The sequence below is a fragment of the Furfurilactobacillus milii genome, assembly GCF_009863985.1.
Classification (GTDB): Bacteria; Bacillota; Bacilli; order Lactobacillales; family Lactobacillaceae; genus Furfurilactobacillus; species Furfurilactobacillus milii_A.
On record NZ_WEZT01000012.1, the window covers coordinates 24,385 to 45,196 of the forward strand.

Genomic DNA, 20,812 nt, shown 5'->3' on the forward strand with positions numbered 1-20,812 from the left:
CGATTATTATGCCAAACTAAACCACAGAATTTAATAAATTGTTCGGTAGTAATGACGGTACGAAAAAAGAGCCAATTTAAACGGCTCTTTTGTTTAAAAATTTTACGATTATAAAAATTTTTTTTCAAAATAATCGATTTTATAGTGGGTGACGAGAGTTGAATCCCGCATATATCAGTAAAGAAGCTGCTACCGAAGCATTCAAGCTTTGCACATGACCGACCATTGGAATGGTCAGCATTTCGTCAACTGTCTTCTTCAATAGCGCCGAAATTCCCTTGCCTTCGTTACCAATAACTAAAGCAGTTGGACCGGTTGCATCCCATTGACGGAAGTCCTTGCCCTTCATATCGGTGCCAAAAATCCACAGACCACGGTCCTTCAACTCTTTAACGGTCGCAACTAGATTTGTCACCCGTGCAACTGGCACATGTTCAATGGCACCTGTAGATGTTTTCGCAACAACAGATGTTAGCCCAACGGCACGACGTTTAGGAATAATAACACCATGAACACCCGCTGCATCAGCAGTTCGTAAAATTGAACCTAAGTTATGGGGATCTTCAATAGAATCCAAAATCAAGAAAAACGGTGCTTCCTGAGCTTGCTCTGCTTTAGCAAACAAATCATCAACACTAGCGTAGGCAAACGGCGGAATGGCAAGGACAACCCCCTGATGGTTTTGACCATTTGTCATAAAGTCAAGCTTCTTCTTAGGAACGGTACTCATCACAAGATGTCGCCCTGTCGCTAACGATTCAATATTGCGAATTGCATCTGCACGCAAACCCTCTTGAATAAAAACTTTATTAATTTGTTGATCTGAAGCCAAAGCTGCCTCGACTGGGTGTCGGCCAATAATAAAGTCCGTTGATGAATCATCATTTTGATCCGGTCTTTGTGTGACCCTAACCTCACGTTCCTTGTGTTCGTTATTTTTGCGGCGTTGAGGGCGCGACTTGTGATCGTTAAACCGATCATTGTGTTGACCGTTTCGTTGCTGTTTTTCTGCCATGTTTCTTTCTATCCTTCCGTTCTTCCCGACTCAACTTGATCAATGCACCACTGAGCTAACCAATCCGTGCGTTCCTGCTGAGCAGTGAGCTTAAGATAGCCAAAGATAGCTTCAAAACCAGTCGAAATTCGATACGTCACAATATTAGTATTCTTTGCACTGTGATGAGTGGTCGCGTTACGACCATGCTTAAACATTGTCGTTTCCTCTTCCGTTAATATCTCATCCGTTTGCATCAATTTGATCAATGCAGCTTGTGCCTTGGCCGAAACAAAGTGGGTCGCATGATGATGCAACTTTGTCGGCACCGTGTAACCTTGCTCAATCAAGTGTTGACGAACGTATACTTCATACACCGCATCACCTAAATAAGCTAATGTCATTCCATTTAATTCTCGATAATTAACTACTTCAGTCATTTGTTTCCTTCCGCCAACGTGTTCCTTGGGGAGTATCCTCAAGAATAATGCCGCGTGTTTTTAGTTCATCACGGATCTCATCACTACGCTGGAAGTCCTTATTTTTTCGTGCGGCCAAACGCTCTTCAATCAGTGCCTGAATTCCCTCATCGGCAGTATCTTCATCCGTAAGTTCAATCCCGAATACTGATAGTAGCGTCGACAATAACGTTTTAAGGTTAACGAGTGTCTCTTTGGCAACGGTACTTTCATTAAGATAAACGTTGATTAACTTGGCTAATTCATACACGGACGCGATTCCGTTTTGAACGTTAAAATCGTCGTCCATTGCGGTTTCAAAAGCAACTTGATGTTGTTTGGCTTGTGCCTCAATCGCTTCATCTCGGCCATCCTTGGCATCGCTCATTCGATAATTTAAATTATTAAACGTCGTTTGCAAACGAGCCAGGTTATTCTTGGCATCTTGTAAGTTACCACTGGTGTATTGGATTGGTCGCCGATACTGAGTTGTCGCCATAAAGAATCGAACAGCCTGCGGATCTTCACGTTGATTCATTTCGTGTAAGGTCACAAAATTGCCCAGTGACTTACTCATTTTTTCGTTTTCGTCACCAACAGTCACAAATCCGTTATGCATCCAGTAACGGGCAAACTTTTTCCCAGTATGTGCTTCGCTTTGAGCAATTTCATTGGTGTGATGGGGAAAAATCAAATCCTGCCCACCACCATGGATATCAAACGTATCACCCAAATACTTGGTCGACATTACTGAACACTCAATATGCCAGCCTGGCCGGCCCATGCCCCATGGTGACTGCCATGAAATTTCGCCCGGCTTAGCTGCTTTCCATAATGCAAAATCAATTGGATCCTCTTTTTTTGCATTATCACCGTCGTCAACACGGTCACTCGCGCCATTCTCTAAATCATCTAACGATTCATGAACGAGTTGGGTGTAATTAGGAAACTTACGTGCGCGATAGTACACATCGCCAGCAGACTCGTAAGCAAAACCCTTGTCTACCAGATCTGCGACAAAATCAACAATGTCTGAAATATTTTCCGTCGCCCGTGGATTAACAGTTGCCCGCTCAACGTTCAACGGCTTTGTGTCCTCAAAATAAGCATTGATGAAACGATTGCCCAATTCTGGCACGGTAATGTCTTCTTTGGCCGCTTCATTAATCATCTTATCGTCCACATCCGTGAAGTTCGAGACATATTTCACTTGGTAACCCTTATATTCAAAATATCTCCGAATGGTATCAAACGCTACAACCGAGCGTGCATTACCGATATGAATGTAGTTATACACGGTTGGGCCACAGACGTACATATTGACCTGGCCTTTATGCAACGGAATAAAGTCTTCTTTTTGCCGCGTAAGTGTATTAAAAATCTGAATCACGGTAACGCTCCCCTTCTCGAAAGATCAAGTTATAGTGATTTTACCATAGTTTAGGCTATTAACGCGATTACCATAATTCACCGTGGCTAGCGTTTAATCTGTCCGTTCCGCTGACTGGAGACGCCGTTCCTTGGGGATCGGTCTCAGCCTTCTGAAAGTCGAAGTCTTCTACCTCGATTATGAGCTGAAAACCGCATCTCATAACTCGTCCCACACCACTAAATGGCCAACCCCATGCCATTAAGTGGTGTCGACACGGAACTATGTCTCCAGTCAGCTTCACTCATATAACTCTATCATATCAGCACTCATTTCAAAGCTATGCGAACCATCCGAATAAACCACCGCATTCTGGTAATAACCATGAATATTAGCCGGAGGGCGTCAACAGTGGAACCAAGCCGTGAAAGTGGTGTTAATTCGAACGCTTTTCTCGAATTTACAGCACGAACTGGCGTCAAGACTCGGGGTTCCACGAGGCTTAACGGCGAGGTGAAAGACGGTGTGCTTCCGGCTTGAACCGGTCCCACGGCGGCGTTCCACTGTTGACAACCGTAGGCGAAAGAAAGCACAAAAAATGCCACCATACGGCAAATTGCACGCATGATGACATATAAGTGGTGAATTAAAGTGTTTCGATTGTGGCTTGAATATTCCGTAACGTTGCTTTACGACCCAACAATTCCATCGATTCAGGTAATTGTGGTCCGTGCATTTCATGCGTAGCGGCAATTCGAAGTGGCATGTAAAGTGCGCGCCCACGAATTTTAGTGTCTTTTTGAATTGACTTAATCGTCTTTTGAATTTGATAAGCATCAAAGACTGGCAATTTTTCTGCCCGGTTAACAAATTCTGTCAACACTGTCTTCGCCGTTTCGGCGGCCAGTTCAGCTTTGGCTTCATCATTAATTTGAGCAGGTTCTTGGAAGAACACGTCTTTACTCATCTCAACAATTTGAGCGGTGTATGACATTTGTTGTTTGTACAGGCTAACCAGCTTACGAACCCATTCCAAATGTAATTGGTTAGGATCCTTTTCAACTAAACCAGCGTTGATCAGTTCTTTCAAGCTGCTGTCGAAGATCTCGTCTTCTGGCGCTGCTTTCACGTACTGGTTGTTGATCCATTCCAATTTTTTACCATCAAATTTGGCTGGTGACTTGGACAACCGTTTTTCATCAAACATCTTAATCAGATCTTGACGAGAGAAGATTTCATCTTCACCAACTGGTGACCATCCCAATAAGGTAATGAAGTTCAACATGGCATCTGGTAAGTAGCCAAGTTCACGGTATTGTTCAATGAATTGAAGCACCGTTTCATCACGTTTGGACAGTTTCTTACCAGTTTCAGTGTTGATAATCAAAGTCATGTGACCAAAAATTGGTGCTTCCCAGCCAAAGGCTTCGTAAATCATCAATTGTTTAGGTGTATTGGCGATGTGGTCATCCCCACGCAAGACGTGACTGATTTCCATCATGTGATCGTCGACAACAACAGCGAAGTTGTAGGTTGGCATGCCATCACGTTTTTGAATGACCCAGTCACCACCGATGGTATCTGAGTTAATCGAAATCTTGCCCTTAACAATATCGTCCCAACCGTATTCACGATTCTTAGGAACACGGAAACGAACAACAGGTTCCAAGCCAGCCGCTTCAGCTTTTGCTTGAGCAGCCTTAATTTCATCATCACTCATGCCTTCATATTCGTAAACATAGTGAGGTGCTTCTTTGTTAGCCTTTTGTTTTTCACGGTCAGCAGTTAGTTCAGCTTCCGTTCGGTAAGACTTGTAGGCCAAGCCACGATCCAATAAATCTTGAATCAGCTTAACATAGATATCCTTCCGCTCGGATTGACGATATGGACCGAAATCCCCGGGCTTGTCGGGACCTTCATCCCAGTCAATTCCCAACCATTTTAGATTGTCCAACTGACTTTTTTCACCGTCAGCCACGTTCCGCTTGGTATCCGTATCTTCAATCCGAATCACAAACGTTCCTTTATTGTGCCGTGCAAATAAATAGTTAAATAGCGCGGTACGGGCATTACCAATGTGCAAATGTCCAGTTGGTGACGGTGCGTAACGCACCCGAATTTTGTTCTTGGCCAAAATCAGCGCCTCTTTCTATATAAAAAATTAATGTGTCTCATGTTAATGTTACCGTTTTAGCATCAAACTTTCAAATTCTTTCATTTTATGATACTGCGTGAATGCCTTGCAGCGCGTATTTTGTTTGTCAAACTAAAAAAGTGACCTCACGTATTGAAACGCTTAGTCGCTTTCCTATTCACAGTCTAATTAACCGACAACCAGTACCTAGTTTTTCCGTTTCTTAGCTGTTCTGTAATTCTTCTTGGCAGGTGCCTTAGTGCCGCGAACCGTTCGATCAACGGTGTTGTCAACGGCACTGGAACTTGCCGAAGCCTTTGCAGAGTTGCTCGCGGCAGTCTGCGATTGTGTCGAACTACTCTCGCTGGTTGCCTGACTATTGCCACTTGTCGCTTTATCACTGATGCCACGTGTAGAATGTGTTGGTTTCGCAAAAATCATTCGACCAGCATCCGTTTGTAAAGCACTCGTGACAGTCACGTCAATGTGGTCGTTAATAAAGTAGCGCCCATCTTCGACAACGACCATCGTGCCGTCATCCAGATACGCAACCCCTTGTTGACGTTCAGTCCCATTTTTAACCACCATAACGTTCAGCAACTCACCGGGAATTACCCGTGGCTTAAGCGACTTAGCTAAGGCATTAATATTCATAATCTGAACATTTTGGAACTGACTGACCTTGTTTAGGTTGTAGTCATTGGTAACAACAACTGCCTGTAACTGTTTAGCCAGTTCAATCAGCTTATCGTCCACTTCAGGAATGTCTTCAAAATCACCTTCGTACATTTCAATCGGCATGACTTTTTCACTTTGCAATTTATTCAAAATGTCCAAGCCTCGACGTCCACGCACACGCTTGATGCTGTCACTAGAATCCGCAATGTATTGTAGTTCATGCAATACAAAATTCGGTACCAACAACGTGCCTTCAAGGAATCCGGTCTTAATGATGTCGTAAATCCGGCCATCAATCAGAATATTGGTATCCAAAATTTTATAGTGATGGAAATTGGGTTCACTTTCATCCAGAATTTCGCCAGTATCCGATGTGCGTTTGTTACGACGAAAGCCGAGTGCAAATAATCGGCGCCATTCATCTGTTCGTGTAGTCCCAATTCGAAAACCAAGATATCCCATCAGCAGCATTAACACAACCGGAATCAGGGTATTGGTGACAAACCAACTGGTCCGGAAGAACACCGTCGAAATCAGAATAGCAAATACCAAACCGACGATAATGCCTAGACTTCCGAACAGAATGTAAATCGGACTTTGCTTAGCCAGATACTTTTCTAAGCGATTAACAAGTTTTTCAAGGTACCCGACCAACAGGAACGAAAGAAAATACAGAATAATTGCACCAAGTACGGCGTTGGTCAAAAAGTTATTGATAATGTGATTTTGGGCAAGACCAGTTACTGCCCACAGAATTGGGAAAAATCTGAAACCTAAACCAACACCACCGATCACAAATAACAATTGAATCACGAGTCTTTTCGTCATTTTCATCTATCTTCACCTCCTTTCAATGTCGTTATTAAATCCACAAGGGTTCTTATAATGTTAAGCCAAGGCTAACTTTAGTGCTTGACTGATCGTTGTCACACCGATTACTTCAATATCGGTGGGCGGTGTCCCTCCCTGAAGATTATTCTTTGGTATATAAATTCGCTTGAACCCCAGCTTCTGTGCCTCAGCAACCCGCTGTTCAATCCGGTTAACACGCCGAATTTCACCGGTCAGGCCAACTTCACCCACAAAACTATCACTCGGATTCGTCTCCTTATCACGATAACTGGACGCGATTGCCACAGCAATCGCTAAGTCAATGGCTGGCTCATCGAGCTTCACACCGCCGGCCGCCTTTAAATAAGCGTCCTGGTTTTGCAACATCAAGTTAGCCCGTTTTTCCAAAACGGCCATAATTAGCGAGACCCGATTACGATCCAATCCCTGAGCAGTCCGCTGAGCATTCCCAAAAACTGAGGGTGTAACCAATGCCTGAACTTCCACCAAGATTGGTCTGGTTCCCTCCATCGATACCACGATAGATGAACCAGTAGCACCCGTGAGTCTTTCTTCTAAGAAGATCTCAGATGGGTTAGCCACTTCCCGCAGGCCGTCTTCTCGCATCTCAAAAATGCCTAGTTCATTAGTTGAACCAAACCGATTTTTAACGGCTCGCAGAATCCGGTATGTGTGGTGCAAATCGCCTTCAAAGTACAGAACGGTGTCCACCATGTGTTCCAAGATTTTTGGCCCCGCGATAGCGCCTCCCTTGGTAACATGACCCACGATAAAAATCGTAATCCGATTTGTTTTCGCAATTTGCATTAACTCGGCCGTCACTTCACGAATCTGAGAAACTGATCCAACTGCTGAGGTAATATCTGGCTCCTGCATTGTTTGGACCGAATCAATGATGACAAACTCTGGGTTTAATGTCGTTATTTGTTCACGAATATTACTCATGTCCGTCTCTGGGTAGAGATAAAAATCGTCGCCACCAACACCGAGACGATCAGCGCGCATCTTAATCTGAGTGGCACTTTCTTCACCGGATACGTAGAGGACACGACCCTTGCTACCCAACTGACCAGAAACCTGCGTCAATAACGTCGATTTACCAATACCGGGATCACCACCAATCAATACGAGTGATCCAGGCACCACACCACCGCCAAGAACACGGTTAAATTCCTTTAAACTGGTTTTGACACGGGGAACCTCTTCAAGACTAACATCCTTGATTAATTCGGCCTTAGCCGTTTCACCGCCAAGGCTCACCCGTGACTTACGATTGGGAACTTCATCAGCGATTTTCTCTTCAACTAGTGTATTCCATTCACCACAGTTAGGGCAGCGACCCAAATATCGTGGTGAGTTGTAACCACAGTTTTGACAAACAAATTGTGTTTTAGTTTTTGCCACCTTATGCTCCTTTTACTCTTCGCCGTTGGTCAACCACAATAATGTTTGACCAATATTAACCAAACGATGTTCACAGTTTAACATACGTTTTTTCAGCTGTCATTGTTTGCCCAGCACTTGATAATTTCTTAATTTATTCGCCTGGCTACGTTAACAATTGTTAGCTTATTGACCAGATGAGCCAAACCCACCATCGCGTTCGTTATCTGGGGTTGCTTCGTTGTCAACAGTCAGATAATTCACAAAGATACCTTGAGCAATGCGATCACCCTTTTTAATGTGAACATCACGTAGGCCGTAGTTAACCAGCTGAACAAAGATCTCACCGTCATTGCTATCGTTTGAATAGTAGTCCGCATCAATGACGCCAATCCCGTTTGGTAAAACAAGACGGCGTTTTAATGGCCCTGATGATCGATTGACCAGCATCAACACTTCGTTGTAGCGCATATAAGCCTTCACACCAGTAGGCACTAAATATGGCTTCAATTCTTTATCAGCCGCTTGCATTAACGGGTCACTCACCGTTTCCTTATGCCGCAAGTGCCATAGCACCTTCAAAAAGTTGCGCCGCCAAATGGATGGCAACGTAAAGTCCTCTGAGGCTGCTAGGTCGTAACCAGCTGCGTATTTTGTTTGTCGCTCTGGCAACGCTATCTTCGTGCCAACCAACCGTTTAACTACTTCAAAACCACGGTCTCTTGTCATTATTCATCACTCACTTTCTTCGACTTGGCCAAGCTTCCTAACACAAATGTTCAAAACTTGGCACCATGTTACCTATTATAATGGAAGCGTGTGCACATTAATAGCATTCGAAATTGACAGTTAGTTTGGACCCACCATCACTTGAATTATGATAGGATATTAAAGGAACACAGCAACCGTAATGAAAGGAACGCTAATGGATTTTCAACGTGAAGGACAACGTCTTTTTTTAACTGACCAAGACCAGCTCCAGGCTGAGATTACATTCCCAGTCGTGAATGATCAAACTTGGTTAATTGAACATATTTGGGTAAGTGATCGTCCTAATAAACGGCTAGTGGCACGGCAATTATTCGATGCCGTCATTGAATTAGCAGATGCCGCCCACGTCGACCTACTCCCGTTAGATCCATTTGCCCGCCACATTTTTGCTACGGATCCCGCTGTTAAAAAATACCAACATCATTAAGGAGCAAATTACATCATGGCAATGACACAAGACGAATTGAAACAACAGGTTGGTCAACGTGCTGTCGACTTTATCGAAGATGGCATGGTTGTCGGTTTAGGAACTGGTTCAACCGTAAAATACATGGTTGATGCACTTGGCAAACGTGTGAAAGAAGAAGGCCTCAACGTTGTTGGCGTGCCAACATCTGACCGTACCCGGGAACAAGCCCGTTCCCTCGGTATCCCCGTTAAGGGCATTGATGACGTTGACCACATTGACCTAACCATCGACGGTGCCGACGAAATCAGCGACGACTTTCAGGGAATCAAGGGTGGTGGTGCTGCGCACCTTTGGGAAAAAATCGTTGCGACTAACTCCAAGAAAAATATGTGGATTGTGGACGAAAGTAAACTTTCACATAAGCTTGGCAGTTTCCCCTTACCACTTGAAGTCATTCCTTACGGTTCTTCACAAGTTGTTAAAAAATTGGCTGCCAAGGGGTACAAACCAGAAGTCCGGATGCGTGATGGTCAACACGTTTTGACCGATTCCAAGAACTATGTTGTTGACCTTCACCTTGGTGAAATCGATCATCCTCACGAACTCGCCAACGAGCTGATTCAAATGGTCGGTGTGGTTGAACAAGGATTGTTTTTAGATACGGTCAACACCGTTATTGTTGGTCGTCCAGACGGCCCCGAAGTGCTTCAGGCCCGTTAGTTTGCTAAGAAACGGTCAAACAGCACTTCAGTAACACAAAAGACGACGTTCGCGGAAAAATCCATGAACGTCGTTTTTGTATTACCTAAGAAAGCCAGGCCTTGTCACGCCCGCTTGCATCCTATGTCAATTGATTAATCCTCAACACCTCGAGAATTACTGAGAAATTTAACTCGTTTTAACTTCGGTGCTAACCAAACATACAAGTATTCGGCACCTTGTAACCATGCATACGCTAACAGAACAGCACCAATCGTATCGGTTGCGTAGTGTGCTTGCAGGTAAACCCGGCTAAACATAACTAACAATACCCAAAGGCACAAAATTGTTTGAATCAATAGTCTTTGCAAATTGTTTTGCATCAGTGGCAGAACAACTAAAAATAAAATTGCGGCAACCATGAACGTGCCCAAAACGTGTCCTGATGGAAAGCTGTAGCCATCATCGCTAGCCATGTGACCTACTGGACGTTGACGCGCAACAATTTTCTTGATAATGGTACCAAGAACGTTGCCACCAAATCCGTACCCAATTGCCCACAATGCAGGAATTTTGTATTTAAATCCCCAAAGTAACCCGGCAATAATGATCATGTATAGTAAATCCAATGTTGGACTTGCCAGCGTAGTAATGAGTTTAAAAACGCCAGTTAGTGCTGTACTATCATGATGAACGTGAGAAATAAGTTCAGAATCAATCAGTGATAAAATTTGGGATTGACGCATTGCGGCAATCGCCAGGAATAAAAATAAGACGGTCGTGACGGCTAAAATTGCACCGCGACCACGTTCCTTTTCAATAAGCATGTGTACCTCCACCCGTCACTTTGGGTATGTATTCGGTCATTAATAACCATCGACAAAGTATAGCACATAAAAATTGCTGTTTTATAAGTTGCTTAATGGTTTTAATCACCCTTAAGCATTTAACCTTTTCTTAATACTTTTAGTCGAAATTAAACAATTTTAAATGGCATCGCTTACAGAGCATGATAACAGAGTGTTCATGTCCCTTTCGTGCTAAAGTAATAGCACAGAGGGGTGCTCAAAAACTAGCACCTAATCAAAGGAGAGCCTTCATGACACAAGTAATTCTTATGTTGGCCGTGGGTTTAATTGCCGGTATTGCCGGTGCAATCCTTGGCCTTGGTGGTGGTATTATCATCACTCCTGTACTTACATTAGCAATGGGGATTAACATCAAGTATGCGATTGGTGCTAGTATCATTGCCGTTATTGCAACTAGCTCTGGTGCCACCATTGCCTATTTACGTGATAACGTACTGAACTTACGAGTGGCCATGTTTTTGGAAATTTTTACAACTATTGGTGCCATTCTTGGGGCCATCTTAAACGGTATTTTGAGCCCTGTTGTCCTGTACTTAATTTTTGGATTGTTATTAATTTACTCTGGCTACAACATGATTCGTAAACTACGGGCTGGTAGTGAGATTCTTCAACGTGTGCACCCAGATCCAATTGCCGAAAAGCTGGAATTAAACAGCAGTTATTACGATAAAGCTGCTGACAAAACAGTGGATTACCAAGTTGAACACGTGCCCGCTGGGGCCACCGTTATGTTTGGCGCTGGGATTGCCAGTGGTCTGCTGGGAATCGGATCAGGTGCCTTTAAGGTGATGGCCTTGGACACCTTCATGAAGATGCCGCTCAAGCCGTCCACTTCCACTAGTAACCTTATGATGGGTGTTACTGCGGCTGCTTCAGCTACCGTGTATTTCTTCAACGGTTCGATTCAACCCCTAATTGCGGTTCCACTGGCCCTGGGCATCTTGGTTGGCGCAACGATGGGATCACGAATTATGCAGATTTTGCCATCACGATGGATTCGCATCATTTTTGTGCCGATTATCTTCTATATTGGTCTCCAAATGTTTCTTAAAGGATTCGGGGTGAACATTTAATGGACAATAAAGACGCAGAAAACGCAGAAGAGGAAAAGATTTCTAAAGAAATGGCCCAAGTTGAGATTATGATTGGTCAAATCCTTAGAATAGGAGTTATTATTTCTGCAGTTATCATGCTAATTGGTTTTATTGCTTATGGGATTCAGGGCTCGACTGGTTTACCAAGCCACGGTGCTGTCACCATCACTGCAATTGCCACCGGATTATTGTCATTTAAATCTGGTTCTGTCATGATGCTCGGATTATTTTGTCTGATACTGACCCCTGTATTACGTGTTGTTGTTTCAATTTACGCGTTCTACGTGGAAAAAGATTCCCTGTACGTTTGGATTACCTCTGCCGTGCTCGTGATTCTGCTATTCGCTTTATTTATCGGACACAGCTAACTCGGAGGCTTACATGGATAACAATAATAACGATTCGCGAATGAGTCGGGCGGATCGCCGCACCCAAGGCGACCACTTTACCAATGACACAACTGCTAGTGATGGCGCGATAAGCAGTGGTTCCAAACGTCCACAGCGACCGCACAAACACCCGATCCGAAACACTTTTTTTGCCATTATTGGTATCATCTTAATCATCGGTGGCGGTTTCGGTTACAAAATGTACAGTAACATCAAACATACTAGTAATGAGATGTTTGATTCTGTCAATGGCACAAAAGCGCGAAACGTTAGTAAGTTAATCAAGCAGGGTAAGCCCATTTCCATCCTATTGATGGGAACTGACGTTGGTGCCCTTGGTCGTAACTCTAAGGCCTGGGCAGGTGGACGAACAGACTCGATGATGCTGGTTACGGTTAACCCTAAGACGAAGACAACAACCATGGTCAGTATCCCCCGTGATTCGTTGGTTTCTATCACCGGGCACGAAGAGGAATTCCCGACAAAAATTAACGCAGCCTACTACTTTGGTCAAACAAAAGCAGCTATCTCAACGACTTCCCGAATGTTCAACGTGCCAATTGACTACTACGCCCTCTTAAATATGGGTGGCCTAGAAAAAGTTATCAATAAAGTCGGCGGTATCGACATTGTGCCACCGTTGACCTTCACGTATGAGAATCAACACTTTACAAAGGGCAAAAAGATCCATGTTAACGGCGCGCAAGCGTTGAAATTCACGCGGATGCGCTATCAAGATCCTGAAAGTGACTATGGTCGAACATTACGTCAACGAATTGTCATCACTGCCCTCTTAAAAAAGAGTAGCAACTTGACCAACCTATTAAATCAAGATTTTCTGGATTCCATTGCCAGCCAATCACGTACTGATTTCACATTCGGTGATATGTTGACCTTAGCCAACACCTACCGTGCCGCAACCAAGCACATTGTTTCTGACCACGTTCAAGGTGCCAGTGACGAAATTGCCGGTCAAAGCTTCGAAGTTTTGCCAACGACTGAAAAACAGCGTGTTACCAACAAATTGCGTAAACAGCTTGGTCTGTCAAAGGCTAAAACTGGTAAACGTTTTGCCAACACCGTTCCAGAGGCACTCAGTGTCTACGAACCACCTATTGGTTATGGTGAAACGGCTGATACGAAGTCAACTTGGGGTGCCGACACCAATACTGCTTCTGAATACAGTAAAGCATACAGTAGTGATTCCAGTGCTGCTGATCTCGATCCTAACTATGGTGCTGATAATACAGACTCCACTAGTCAAACAACAGGCGCCAACGCAACAGGCTCTGACGCCGATCAAACTGGTGGCTACACCGGTTATGGATACTAGCATTTAAGTCAACTAAAAAGGAGTTAATCAGGCTAGCGCATTTTAAAGTGCGCTAGACCGACTAACTCCTTTTATTTTGCTTTTTAAACATGCCGCAATCGATATGTTATTCGAACAAGTAATTCAGATAGTAAGAACCCTAGTGCTATCATCCCTGCAATGGCAATAACTTGGCCTAAATAATCTAAAGCAATGTTGCCATGACCGGTAACAAGGTTACGAATAACTTGATAGGCCTGCCCACCAGGCACCAATGGCACCAAACTAGGAATATTAAATAAAATTACTGGCATGTGTTTGACGCGAGCAGCCCAGTTACTTAAAACACCAATTAATAATCCAGCAGTTAACATGCCTATTGCCATTTGTGCTAACGGAATCTGTGCGCCTGACTTTAATACAATTAGTTCATATACCGCCCATCCTGCTGCCCCAATCCAACCGGCAACGTTTAGCGCATGACGGGGAATATTCAAAATAATGCCAAAACCGACTGTCGCGGCATAGGCGAGAATCCCTTCAATTATGATATGTATCATTAACAGAATCTCCTACTCAAAAAGCGTTATGTTGCTTTCATTTTTCACCACAGACTTACCATAATCGCGATACCAAGACCAATCGCACATACCGATAAGACCGCCTCAACTGCCCGGGCCGGACCGCTCAAATAATTACCTGACATCGTGTCGCGGAACGCGTTCATAATTGGCACACCTGGGACTAACGGCATCAATGCGCCGATAATGACCGCATCACCAGCAGTGCGCGTAAAACCAAGCCAACGAATGCCCACATAAGCCACGAAACCAATTACCAGTGAAGCCAGAAATTCGCTCAAAAAACGGACACGCAATTCATGATTCACATAGTAGAAAACAGCATAACCGCCCCCACCGGCCAACATTGCGAACAGTAATTTAACGGGTGCATCAATGCCGGTAAAGGCCACCGTAAGTGTCATACTGACAATAATTGCAGCTAATTCCTGTAGCCAAAACGGAAAAGTGGGCACAGCAACTTCAATTTGCCGTAATTGTTGATAGAATGTGGGTAAGTCAATCTCATCGCTGGCAAACTGACGTGACAACGTATTAACTTGGGCCACTTTTTCAAGGTCGATCGTTCGGCTGTGAATTGGTCGCACCTGTGTTGATTCACCGTCTGGCAAGGACATGGTAATACCAGTCAGCAACACAAAAATGTTTGCATACCGATAACCAGCGTTATCCGCAATTCGTTGCATTGTATCTTCAACCCTTGCGATTTCAGACCCGTTTGCTAGCAATATTTGACCAGCCAGCAACGCTGTATCCATGACTAATTGTGCTTCGTCCACCCATGATCACTTCCTTAACAGATTTAGAGCCTAAAAACGTATCATACAAAAAAACGACAGCCGCATCTCGTAAGAGATACAGATGTCGTTTTTCATTCACATCAAAGCGTTAACCCTAGGAGTTAACACCATTATTTGAATTATTAATTAGTTTTTAACAACGTTAGCAGCTTGTGGGCCACGGTCGCTTTCTTCAACGTCGAAGCTAACAGATTGGCCTTCTTCAAGCGTCTTGAAGCCGTCGCCTTGGATAGCTGAGAAGTGAACGAATACATCGTCACCACTTTCGCGAGTAATGAAACCAAAGCCTTTGTCGGCGTTAAACCATTTAACAGTACCTTGTTCTGACATGTTAATGAGTCCTCCTGTTGCGTTTGCACGCAGTCTAAGTGTTTTATGTAAATTGGAACTGGTGCAAATGGGGACTGGTAACACCAAAACATGAACCGACCTGACCATCATTCCCTTACCAAAGTACAGTTGTCATTGTATCATATAGACTGCTTTCTTTACCATATTTTATAAACAGAAACACAAAATAACCGGCAACTTTTTTTGTGCAAAGTCAGTCTATCCCCTGTCCCCAACCCTCTCAGCATCGGCTTGGCACCAAAAGTGCTAGAATAGTTAGTGAACAAACATATGGAGGCTCTCAACATGGCAGAAAACTTAGTCCCTGTTGACGAACTCGATGAATCCGCACAAACAACGGCCCTAACCGATTTCGCCAACTTTTACATCACGCTTTGGCGGCGGAACAACTTGGAATTGATTACACAATACGACCAACAACACGGGTATATTCAGGACATCAACCGTGAATTAGCAACAAACCGTTCTTTTACACCGGAACGTGAACGCGATACCAGTATTCAATTCAGCAAGAACGATTATATTCGTTTACTTGATGAAATCGGCGTCAAATTTCATTCGACCGGTAATCCGGAAACTGACTGGTCAACGTGGTACGATCAGCACTTTGCAGCATTATCTAAATCATAATCCACATTCTTAACAGACAATGAATGGCTCATTTCACGACAAAACATAGTGAAATGAGCCATTGCTGTATCTAAATTTATTTACACTTTATCCTTGTTAACAAACAGCGCGTCAGTCTCACCGTGGTGAACTTCAGGCTGAATGGTTACGTGACAAATGTGATACCGCTCCGTCAACATACTGGAAATCTGAGCAACGGTCTTTTCCACCTCACTCAGTTTGACATCCTTCATGTTGACGTGTGCTGAAAAGACAATTTTATTTTCATCAATGAGCCAAGCGTGAATATGGTGAACACGTAGCACACCCGGGATTTCAACAATATCTGCAGCGATTTGATCATAATCTAATTTTGGTGCAGTCTGCATCAAAATTTGCACTGTTTCGTGAATCACCGGCCAAGTTTCATAAATAATGTAAAACGACACCAACAGCGTTAGTAGCGGATCAACCCACGTAATGTCAAAGAGCACAATTAAAATTCCGCCGATGATAACGGCAACAGACGATAACGCGTCTGCCAGGACGTGTAAATATGTCGCTTTAATATTCAAGCTATCCTTTGAGCCATGGTGCATCAACACCGCTGACAACAAATTAGCCGCTAACCCGATAACGGCAACAATCAACATAATGTCGCCATTAATCGGTTCTGGCTTGGCAAAACGCCGTGCGGCTTCAACCATCAGCACAATTGAAACACCAATCAGAAATAGCCCATTGACGAACGCGGCCAAAATTTCTGCACGGCGGTAACCAAAAGTTCGCTGCCGATTTTGTGGCTTGCCGCTAATTCGTTGAGCAACATATCCCAATACGATTGACAGTGAATCCCCGAGGTTATGAAACGCGTCTGACAATAAGGCCAGTGAGCCTGATAGCAATCCCCCAACAATTTCTGCCGCGGTAATGAGTAAATTCAGCACAGTTACAAACAAAAATCGCATGCCGGTCATTTGTTCTTCTTGGTGATCCATTTACCCATCCCCGTTTCTTTCGCATTCTTGTGGTAGTCGTTTACTCGTTTAAACCGTCTTGTTAACTGAAAAACATTTAGTCATATTATCGCACATCAGGGATAGAAGGGCTACCTGCCCTTAGTCTTGATGGCATTCACTAATCTGACACATGATTTCCAGGATGAATTTGCACTGTAAACGTTCGATCAACGTCAGCGAACAAACGATATGGTGGCTGGACATCTGCTCCCCAGCTATCAATGCCCCCAACGCCACGAACCGCTCCATAAATTGACAAAACGGTCCGTCTTGCCAATGGCAGTTCTTCGACGTGTGTTGCGGCTTCAAGTTCCATTGCAGTATACGGTAAACAACTGAAAGCAAACGGTTGATCAGCCATCTCGACACTGAAAGAAAATGGCTGTGCGTCAACGTCCGCATTGTTTAAAGTTCGCTGCCGGGTTACGGTTAGCCATCGTGTTTGCATATGCATGCCCATTTCCTGAGGCACTAGGTAAGGTGTCACTGGTAAGCCAGCCACATAATACTGGCCCCGGCTACCGCCAGCCATGCGGTCTGGGTAAGTTTCCCCGGACAAACCGTCATATTCAAATCCAGTAGCGACAGTCGGCATGATTAATTGAACGCCGAAAGCGGGCAGCTCAGGAAGTGCCTCGTTCCCCTGCAAATGACTCGTGAGTGTCACCATTCCATTGGCAACGATTTGATAATGCATTGTTACTTTTGTTGCTGGCGTTGTGGCTGTTTGAAAATCAAACATAATGTCAACCTGATCGGCCGTTTCATCATTTGAATATTGATTATTTTGAGGTGCAATGGGTAGCCCCAAGTCCTTGCCATCCACTTGTACATCAATATTCTGACATCGTGTGAAGCAATCCGCACCTAGCCACATTGCGGATTCTTCCGAAAAATGATTGCCCCGGTCATTGTCTGTTGTTGCTCGCCAAAAAATGGGCCGAATTGGCCGATATAACCACTCCTTACCGTGACTAACGATTGATTCCAACCCGCCTTTTTCATAACTAAACAAATAATGGACATCATCCGTTGCCACACCTAGTGTGCCATCTCCAAAAATCACGTGAAGCTTAGTTGTCGTATTGGCCATAGTAATAGCGCACCTCCTGCATTGCTGGCTTTGCCTGTCTGTTTGCAAACATTAATCCGTCCCCAGAAAATTCACCATCCGTATGACGATCATCAAAATCGCCACCATAGCGCAATACCTGTCGGCCGGTAACCTCATCCGTAACCCATAGTGCCTGGTCAATGAAGTCCCAAATAAACCCACCTTGATAGGACGGAAAGTCATCTAGTAACGCCATGTATTCACCCAAACCGCCTAGCGAATTGCCCATGTCATGCATATACTCACAATCTAAAAATGGCTTCATTGGCTGATTGCTTAAATACGTGCGAATTTCAGCCGGCGAAGCGTACATTCGGCTCTCCACATCAGAAATACTGGTTTCATATTTACGATTGCGGACAACACCTTCGTAATGCGTCAACCTTGAGGAATCCATTGTCTTGTAATAGGTGTTCATCGCTTCAATATCATCACCGGCGTATGATTCATTACCAAGCGACCAGAATAAGATGGCCGGATGATTCTTAAACGTTTCGTAGTTGCTACGTGCCCGATCTAAGACTGCTTCGCGCCATTGTGGCAACGATCCTGGCACATTGTCCGAAGGCTCAACAGCCCCCATCTTTTGCCATGTTCCGTGAGTTTCCAGGTTATTTTCAGCCATCATGTACACACCAGCCTGATCACACATGTAGTACCACGGAATTTGATCCGGATAATGACAGGTACGGACAGCGTTAATATGGTTTTCAGCAAACGTTTGTAAATCCGCCTTCATGTCAGCCATTGAGACGGTTCGGCCAGTAGTGGCATCCCATTCATGACGGTTGACACCGTTAATAATCAGTCGTTTGCCATTCAGATAGATAACTTGGTTACGCAATTCCAGCCGTCGAAAACCGATATCATAAGGAACCACTTCAATCGGGTTGCTATCCTCATCTGTAATTGTCACAGTCAAGTGATACAAATCCGGATTGTGATGCGTCCACAACATAACGTTCTCAAACGGCAGGTGACCAAAACTAATTTGTTTTGCCACTGACCGCTTTTCATCCACAATCAGCTTGTCCGCCTTATCAAACACCGTTAAGTGGACCCGCGCCTTACTTTCCACGTCCCCAGTCAGTTTCAGGGTCACATTAAGTTCACCACTGTCTAAATTCTCATTAACCACTGGTCGAATGTGCATATCAGCAATGTGAACAGTTGGCAATCCGACTAGCCTAACACTGCGAAAAATGCCGGAAAAACGGAACATATCTTGGTCTTCCAAAAACGATGCCGTACTTCGTTTGAACACTTCCACCGCAAGCACGTTATCACCGTCGACCAAGGCATCGGTCAAATCAAATTCTGAACGTGAAAAACTATCTTCGGCATATCCGAGAAAATGACCGTTGAGCCAAACATACATAGCTTCTTCCACGCCGTCAAATTGAACGATCACCCGTTGATTCGTCAGGCCGGGAGCCAAATGAAAATGCCGAATGTATGCACCAACTGAGTTGTCCGGTGCCTCGCTAAACATACCCTCGCCTGTCTGATCAGGTCCCATTGTGTAAGCTGGTCGACGATAAATTTTACCTTCCCATGGGTACAAGGTATTGATGTATTGAATCTGCGCATAATTACTCAATTCAATATGTCCCGGCACATGAATCGTCCCAAAATCACTGGTGTCGTAGTTGGGTTCATAAAAGCCAACGGGTCGATGTTGTGGACGGTCTGCGAACTTAAACTGCCACTGACCGTCCAAGCTTTGTGCGAAACTGCTGCTCTTTGAACGCGCCTCATCGGCGTCACGATACCAATAGTGATCACTGTGGGCGGGTAATTGTCCGACACGAAAAACTTGTGGATCGTCCAACCATTTAATGTCTGCCTGCATGTTTATCCTCCTGTGATAGCGTTTTCATAATAATGTTTATTTTACCGCATTTATTCAAACGGGGGAAATCTGTGTTGTTTTGTTCACCCTTGCTATATTGTCACAAACGCGCTTCCACCCCCAAGATGTTTGGGCTATATACCCAAACATGCTGCTGACGCTCAGAAGTCTGTGCATAACCCAAAACGACGGGTGCAAAGGAAAATTTACCTTCACACTCGTCGTTTACGTTATAGTTCAACTGGTCCCGGGCTTCATTCACTCTAAATAAAAAGCACTCCAGATCCCCTAAACTGGAGTGCCCGTGATGAGCAGTTGATTACACCATGAAAAACTTGGGTTGATTTTCATGAAACACATTGTTTTAAATACGATCACTAACCATCCCGAAAGGATGATTCTCGAGCGCATAATGCGCAGTTTAGCGAACCTTTTTAATCAAAAAAGTTTTCCAAAAAACACTCACAACATGAAGCAGTGACCCAGCCGTAAAGATCGGTCACCTCTTAGGGATTTTTGGGTAATCAACCATTCGCCTCACCACAAACACAGCTTAGCATGACTAGGAGCAGGCAACAAGCAAAGTCCCCTAGATTCAAGCTTTTTTCTGGAGTTCGAACCGAGTCTTACCGTCACGCAAACGCGCTACAAGTTCATATCGTGGATCTGGATCAAACAAGCCTAAGCTGACAATTTGGCTACCATCCTCGTCCGTACCGACCCCTTCTAGTCGGTTCATCATGACATCTTTTAACAAATGAATAACTTCGCGGTGCTTTTGCATCCGTTTGGTAGCAGCGACCAACGTAAAGCCCTCATCCATATACGCCTTGATCGCACGAACCTTAAACGCAGTATCGTACGTATACTTACGATTGCCTTCCTCCTGATTGACGACGTGAATATACCCTTTATCCGTCCAGTAACGTAGCTGCGCGGTTGAAACATCCGTCGCTCGAGATAAATCACCGACACCAATCAATATATCATCACTCTTAATAATGCTTCTTAACCATTCGGGCGAGCCCTCGGTTTGGGGTGTTCTTTCCATATAATTAAACCTCTTATTTCTTGA

Annotated in this window: 21 protein-coding genes; 6 read left to right on the forward strand and 15 right to left on the reverse strand. The window is 44.3% G+C overall.

Features of this window, described 5'->3' with window-relative positions; translation table 11 throughout:
* Positions 1–139 precede the first annotated feature (139 nt).
* The 7 genes from rlmB to GB992_RS06805 all read right to left on the reverse strand — a co-directional run bounded on the left by rlmB (position 140) and on the right by GB992_RS06805 (position 8,597).
* Positions 140–1,015: a 23S rRNA (guanosine(2251)-2'-O)-methyltransferase RlmB gene (rlmB, locus tag GB992_RS06775; protein ID WP_162855648.1), complete on the reverse strand. Its 876-nt coding sequence runs from the start codon at positions 1,013–1,015 to the stop codon at positions 140–142.
* Positions 1,016–1,023: 8 nt separating this feature from the next.
* A complete protein-coding gene (locus GB992_RS06780) occupies positions 1,024–1,434 on the reverse strand; it encodes a Mini-ribonuclease 3 (RefSeq protein WP_161001756.1) in 411 nt (136 codons plus the stop codon).
* A complete protein-coding gene (cysS, locus tag GB992_RS06785) occupies positions 1,427–2,842 on the reverse strand; it encodes a cysteine--tRNA ligase (RefSeq protein WP_161001757.1) in 1,416 nt (471 codons plus the stop codon). The genes GB992_RS06780 and cysS overlap by 8 nt, the downstream gene beginning before the upstream one ends.
* 625 nt (positions 2,843–3,467) lie before the next feature.
* On the reverse strand, positions 3,468–4,955 hold the full coding sequence (gltX, locus tag GB992_RS06790; protein WP_017260996.1) for a glutamate--tRNA ligase: 1,488 nt from the start codon (positions 4,953–4,955) through the stop codon (positions 3,468–3,470).
* A 207-nt stretch (positions 4,956–5,162) separates the two neighbouring features.
* Positions 5,163–6,467: a PIN/TRAM domain-containing protein gene (locus tag GB992_RS06795; protein ID WP_161001758.1), complete on the reverse strand. Its 1,305-nt coding sequence runs from the start codon at positions 6,465–6,467 to the stop codon at positions 5,163–5,165.
* Between the two features lie 54 nt (positions 6,468–6,521).
* Positions 6,522–7,889 carry a DNA repair protein RadA gene (gene radA / locus GB992_RS06800; protein WP_161001759.1) on the reverse strand — a complete coding sequence of 456 codons (1,368 nt, stop codon included), beginning with the start codon at positions 7,887–7,889 and terminating at the stop codon, positions 6,522–6,524.
* Between the two features lie 165 nt (positions 7,890–8,054).
* Positions 8,055–8,597, reverse strand: coding sequence for a dCTP deaminase/dUTPase family protein (locus GB992_RS06805; protein WP_161001760.1), 543 nt, complete (start codon positions 8,595–8,597; stop codon positions 8,055–8,057).
* A gap of 196 nt (positions 8,598–8,793) precedes the next feature.
* Here GB992_RS06805 and GB992_RS06810 point away from each other — a divergent pair, with 196 nt between their 5' ends.
* Together GB992_RS06810 and rpiA are read left to right on the forward strand one after the other, a co-directional pair.
* Complete coding sequence (locus GB992_RS06810) at positions 8,794–9,066, forward strand: N-acetyltransferase (protein WP_161001761.1); 273 nt, start codon at positions 8,794–8,796, stop codon at positions 9,064–9,066.
* A gap of 21 nt (positions 9,067–9,087) precedes the next feature.
* A complete protein-coding gene (rpiA, locus tag GB992_RS06815) occupies positions 9,088–9,768 on the forward strand; it encodes a ribose-5-phosphate isomerase RpiA (protein WP_161001802.1) in 681 nt (226 codons plus the stop codon).
* Positions 9,769–9,902: 134 nt separating this feature from the next.
* On the opposite strand, the gene GB992_RS06820 is transcribed toward rpiA, so the two are convergent.
* Positions 9,903–10,574 carry a phosphatase PAP2 family protein gene (locus tag GB992_RS06820; protein WP_161001762.1) on the reverse strand — a complete coding sequence of 224 codons (672 nt, stop codon included), beginning with the start codon at positions 10,572–10,574 and terminating at the stop codon, positions 9,903–9,905.
* Between the two features lie 272 nt (positions 10,575–10,846).
* Between GB992_RS06820 and GB992_RS06825 the strand changes: the two genes are divergently transcribed.
* Genes GB992_RS06825 through GB992_RS06835 form a run of 3 tightly spaced genes read left to right on the forward strand, consistent with a single transcriptional unit; the run spans position 10,847 to position 13,432 of the window.
* Positions 10,847–11,689: a sulfite exporter TauE/SafE family protein gene (locus GB992_RS06825; RefSeq protein ID WP_161001763.1), complete on the forward strand. Its 843-nt coding sequence runs from the start codon at positions 10,847–10,849 to the stop codon at positions 11,687–11,689.
* Entirely contained in the window at positions 11,689–12,078 is a 390-nt protein-coding gene (locus GB992_RS06830) for a DUF1634 domain-containing protein (RefSeq protein ID WP_161001764.1), read from the forward strand. Before GB992_RS06825 ends, GB992_RS06830 begins: the two co-directional genes overlap by 1 nt.
* 13 nt (positions 12,079–12,091) lie before the next feature.
* A complete protein-coding gene (locus tag GB992_RS06835; protein WP_161001765.1) occupies positions 12,092–13,432 on the forward strand; it encodes an LCP family protein in 1,341 nt (446 codons plus the stop codon).
* Between the two features lie 83 nt (positions 13,433–13,515).
* On the opposite strand, the gene GB992_RS06840 is transcribed toward GB992_RS06835, so the two are convergent.
* The 3 genes from GB992_RS06840 to GB992_RS06850 form a co-directional block, all read right to left on the reverse strand.
* Positions 13,516–13,971 carry a threonine/serine exporter family protein gene (locus GB992_RS06840; protein ID WP_161001766.1) on the reverse strand — a complete coding sequence of 152 codons (456 nt, stop codon included), beginning with the start codon at positions 13,969–13,971 and terminating at the stop codon, positions 13,516–13,518.
* Between the two features lie 44 nt (positions 13,972–14,015).
* Entirely contained in the window at positions 14,016–14,771 is a 756-nt protein-coding gene (locus GB992_RS06845) for a threonine/serine exporter family protein (RefSeq protein WP_161001767.1), read from the reverse strand.
* A 147-nt stretch (positions 14,772–14,918) separates the two neighbouring features.
* Positions 14,919–15,122 (reverse strand): cold-shock protein, encoded by a 204-nt coding sequence (locus tag GB992_RS06850; RefSeq protein ID WP_017260984.1) that lies wholly within the window; start codon positions 15,120–15,122, stop codon positions 14,919–14,921.
* A 306-nt stretch (positions 15,123–15,428) separates the two neighbouring features.
* Here GB992_RS06850 and GB992_RS06855 point away from each other — a divergent pair, with 306 nt between their 5' ends.
* On the forward strand, positions 15,429–15,773 hold the full coding sequence (locus GB992_RS06855) for a hypothetical protein (protein WP_017260983.1): 345 nt from the start codon (positions 15,429–15,431) through the stop codon (positions 15,771–15,773).
* 80 nt (positions 15,774–15,853) lie between these two features.
* On the opposite strand, the gene GB992_RS06860 is transcribed toward GB992_RS06855, so the two are convergent.
* From GB992_RS06860 to GB992_RS06875, 4 genes are all read right to left on the reverse strand, one after another.
* The gene (locus tag GB992_RS06860) at positions 15,854–16,750 is read right to left on the reverse strand and encodes a cation diffusion facilitator family transporter (RefSeq protein ID WP_017260982.1); all 897 of its coding nucleotides are present in this window, start codon (positions 16,748–16,750) and stop codon (positions 15,854–15,856) included.
* 139 nt (positions 16,751–16,889) lie between these two features.
* Positions 16,890–17,864 carry a beta-galactosidase small subunit gene (locus tag GB992_RS06865; RefSeq protein WP_161001768.1) on the reverse strand — a complete coding sequence of 325 codons (975 nt, stop codon included), beginning with the start codon at positions 17,862–17,864 and terminating at the stop codon, positions 16,890–16,892.
* Positions 17,845–19,737 carry a glycoside hydrolase family 2 TIM barrel-domain containing protein gene (locus tag GB992_RS06870; protein WP_161001769.1) on the reverse strand — a complete coding sequence of 631 codons (1,893 nt, stop codon included), beginning with the start codon at positions 19,735–19,737 and terminating at the stop codon, positions 17,845–17,847. Before GB992_RS06870 ends, GB992_RS06865 begins: the two co-directional genes overlap by 20 nt.
* Before the next feature lie 595 nt (positions 19,738–20,332).
* On the reverse strand, positions 20,333–20,788 hold the full coding sequence (locus tag GB992_RS06875) for a MerR family transcriptional regulator (protein ID WP_161001770.1): 456 nt from the start codon (positions 20,786–20,788) through the stop codon (positions 20,333–20,335).
* Positions 20,789–20,812: the final 24 nt, after the last annotated feature.

Excerpts from the sequence above, each read along its gene's own strand:
- GB992_RS06835 (WP_161001765.1), top strand. The coding sequence starts at position 12,092 with ATGGATAACAATAATAACGATTCGCGAATGAGTCGGGCGGATCGCCGC.
- GB992_RS06810 (WP_161001761.1), top strand. The coding sequence starts at position 8,794 with ATGGATTTTCAACGTGAAGGACAACGTCTTTTTTTAACTGACCAAGAC.
- GB992_RS06820 (WP_161001762.1), bottom strand. The coding sequence starts at position 10,574 with ATGCTTATTGAAAAGGAACGTGGTCGCGGTGCAATTTTAGCCGTCACG.
- GB992_RS06865 (WP_161001768.1), bottom strand. The coding sequence starts at position 17,864 with ATGGCCAATACGACAACTAAGCTTCACGTGATTTTTGGAGATGGCACA.
- GB992_RS06855 (WP_017260983.1), top strand. The coding sequence starts at position 15,429 with ATGGCAGAAAACTTAGTCCCTGTTGACGAACTCGATGAATCCGCACAA.
- rpiA (WP_161001802.1), top strand. The coding sequence starts at position 9,088 with ATGACACAAGACGAATTGAAACAACAGGTTGGTCAACGTGCTGTCGAC.
- GB992_RS06830 (WP_161001764.1), top strand. The coding sequence starts at position 11,689 with ATGGACAATAAAGACGCAGAAAACGCAGAAGAGGAAAAGATTTCTAAA.
- GB992_RS06780 (WP_161001756.1), bottom strand. The coding sequence starts at position 1,434 with ATGACTGAAGTAGTTAATTATCGAGAATTAAATGGAATGACATTAGCT.
- GB992_RS06850 (WP_017260984.1), bottom strand. The coding sequence starts at position 15,122 with ATGTCAGAACAAGGTACTGTTAAATGGTTTAACGCCGACAAAGGCTTT.
- GB992_RS06805 (WP_161001760.1), bottom strand. The coding sequence starts at position 8,597 with ATGACAAGAGACCGTGGTTTTGAAGTAGTTAAACGGTTGGTTGGCACG.
- GB992_RS06840 (WP_161001766.1), bottom strand. The coding sequence starts at position 13,971 with ATGATACATATCATAATTGAAGGGATTCTCGCCTATGCCGCGACAGTC.
- rlmB (WP_162855648.1), bottom strand. The coding sequence starts at position 1,015 with ATGGCAGAAAAACAGCAACGAAACGGTCAACACAATGATCGGTTTAAC.
- GB992_RS06870 (WP_161001769.1), bottom strand. The coding sequence starts at position 19,737 with ATGCAGGCAGACATTAAATGGTTGGACGATCCACAAGTTTTTCGTGTC.
- GB992_RS06795 (WP_161001758.1), bottom strand. The coding sequence starts at position 6,467 with ATGAAAATGACGAAAAGACTCGTGATTCAATTGTTATTTGTGATCGGT.
- GB992_RS06860 (WP_017260982.1), bottom strand. The coding sequence starts at position 16,750 with ATGGATCACCAAGAAGAACAAATGACCGGCATGCGATTTTTGTTTGTA.
- GB992_RS06875 (WP_161001770.1), bottom strand. The coding sequence starts at position 20,788 with ATGGAAAGAACACCCCAAACCGAGGGCTCGCCCGAATGGTTAAGAAGC.
- GB992_RS06825 (WP_161001763.1), top strand. The coding sequence starts at position 10,847 with ATGACACAAGTAATTCTTATGTTGGCCGTGGGTTTAATTGCCGGTATT.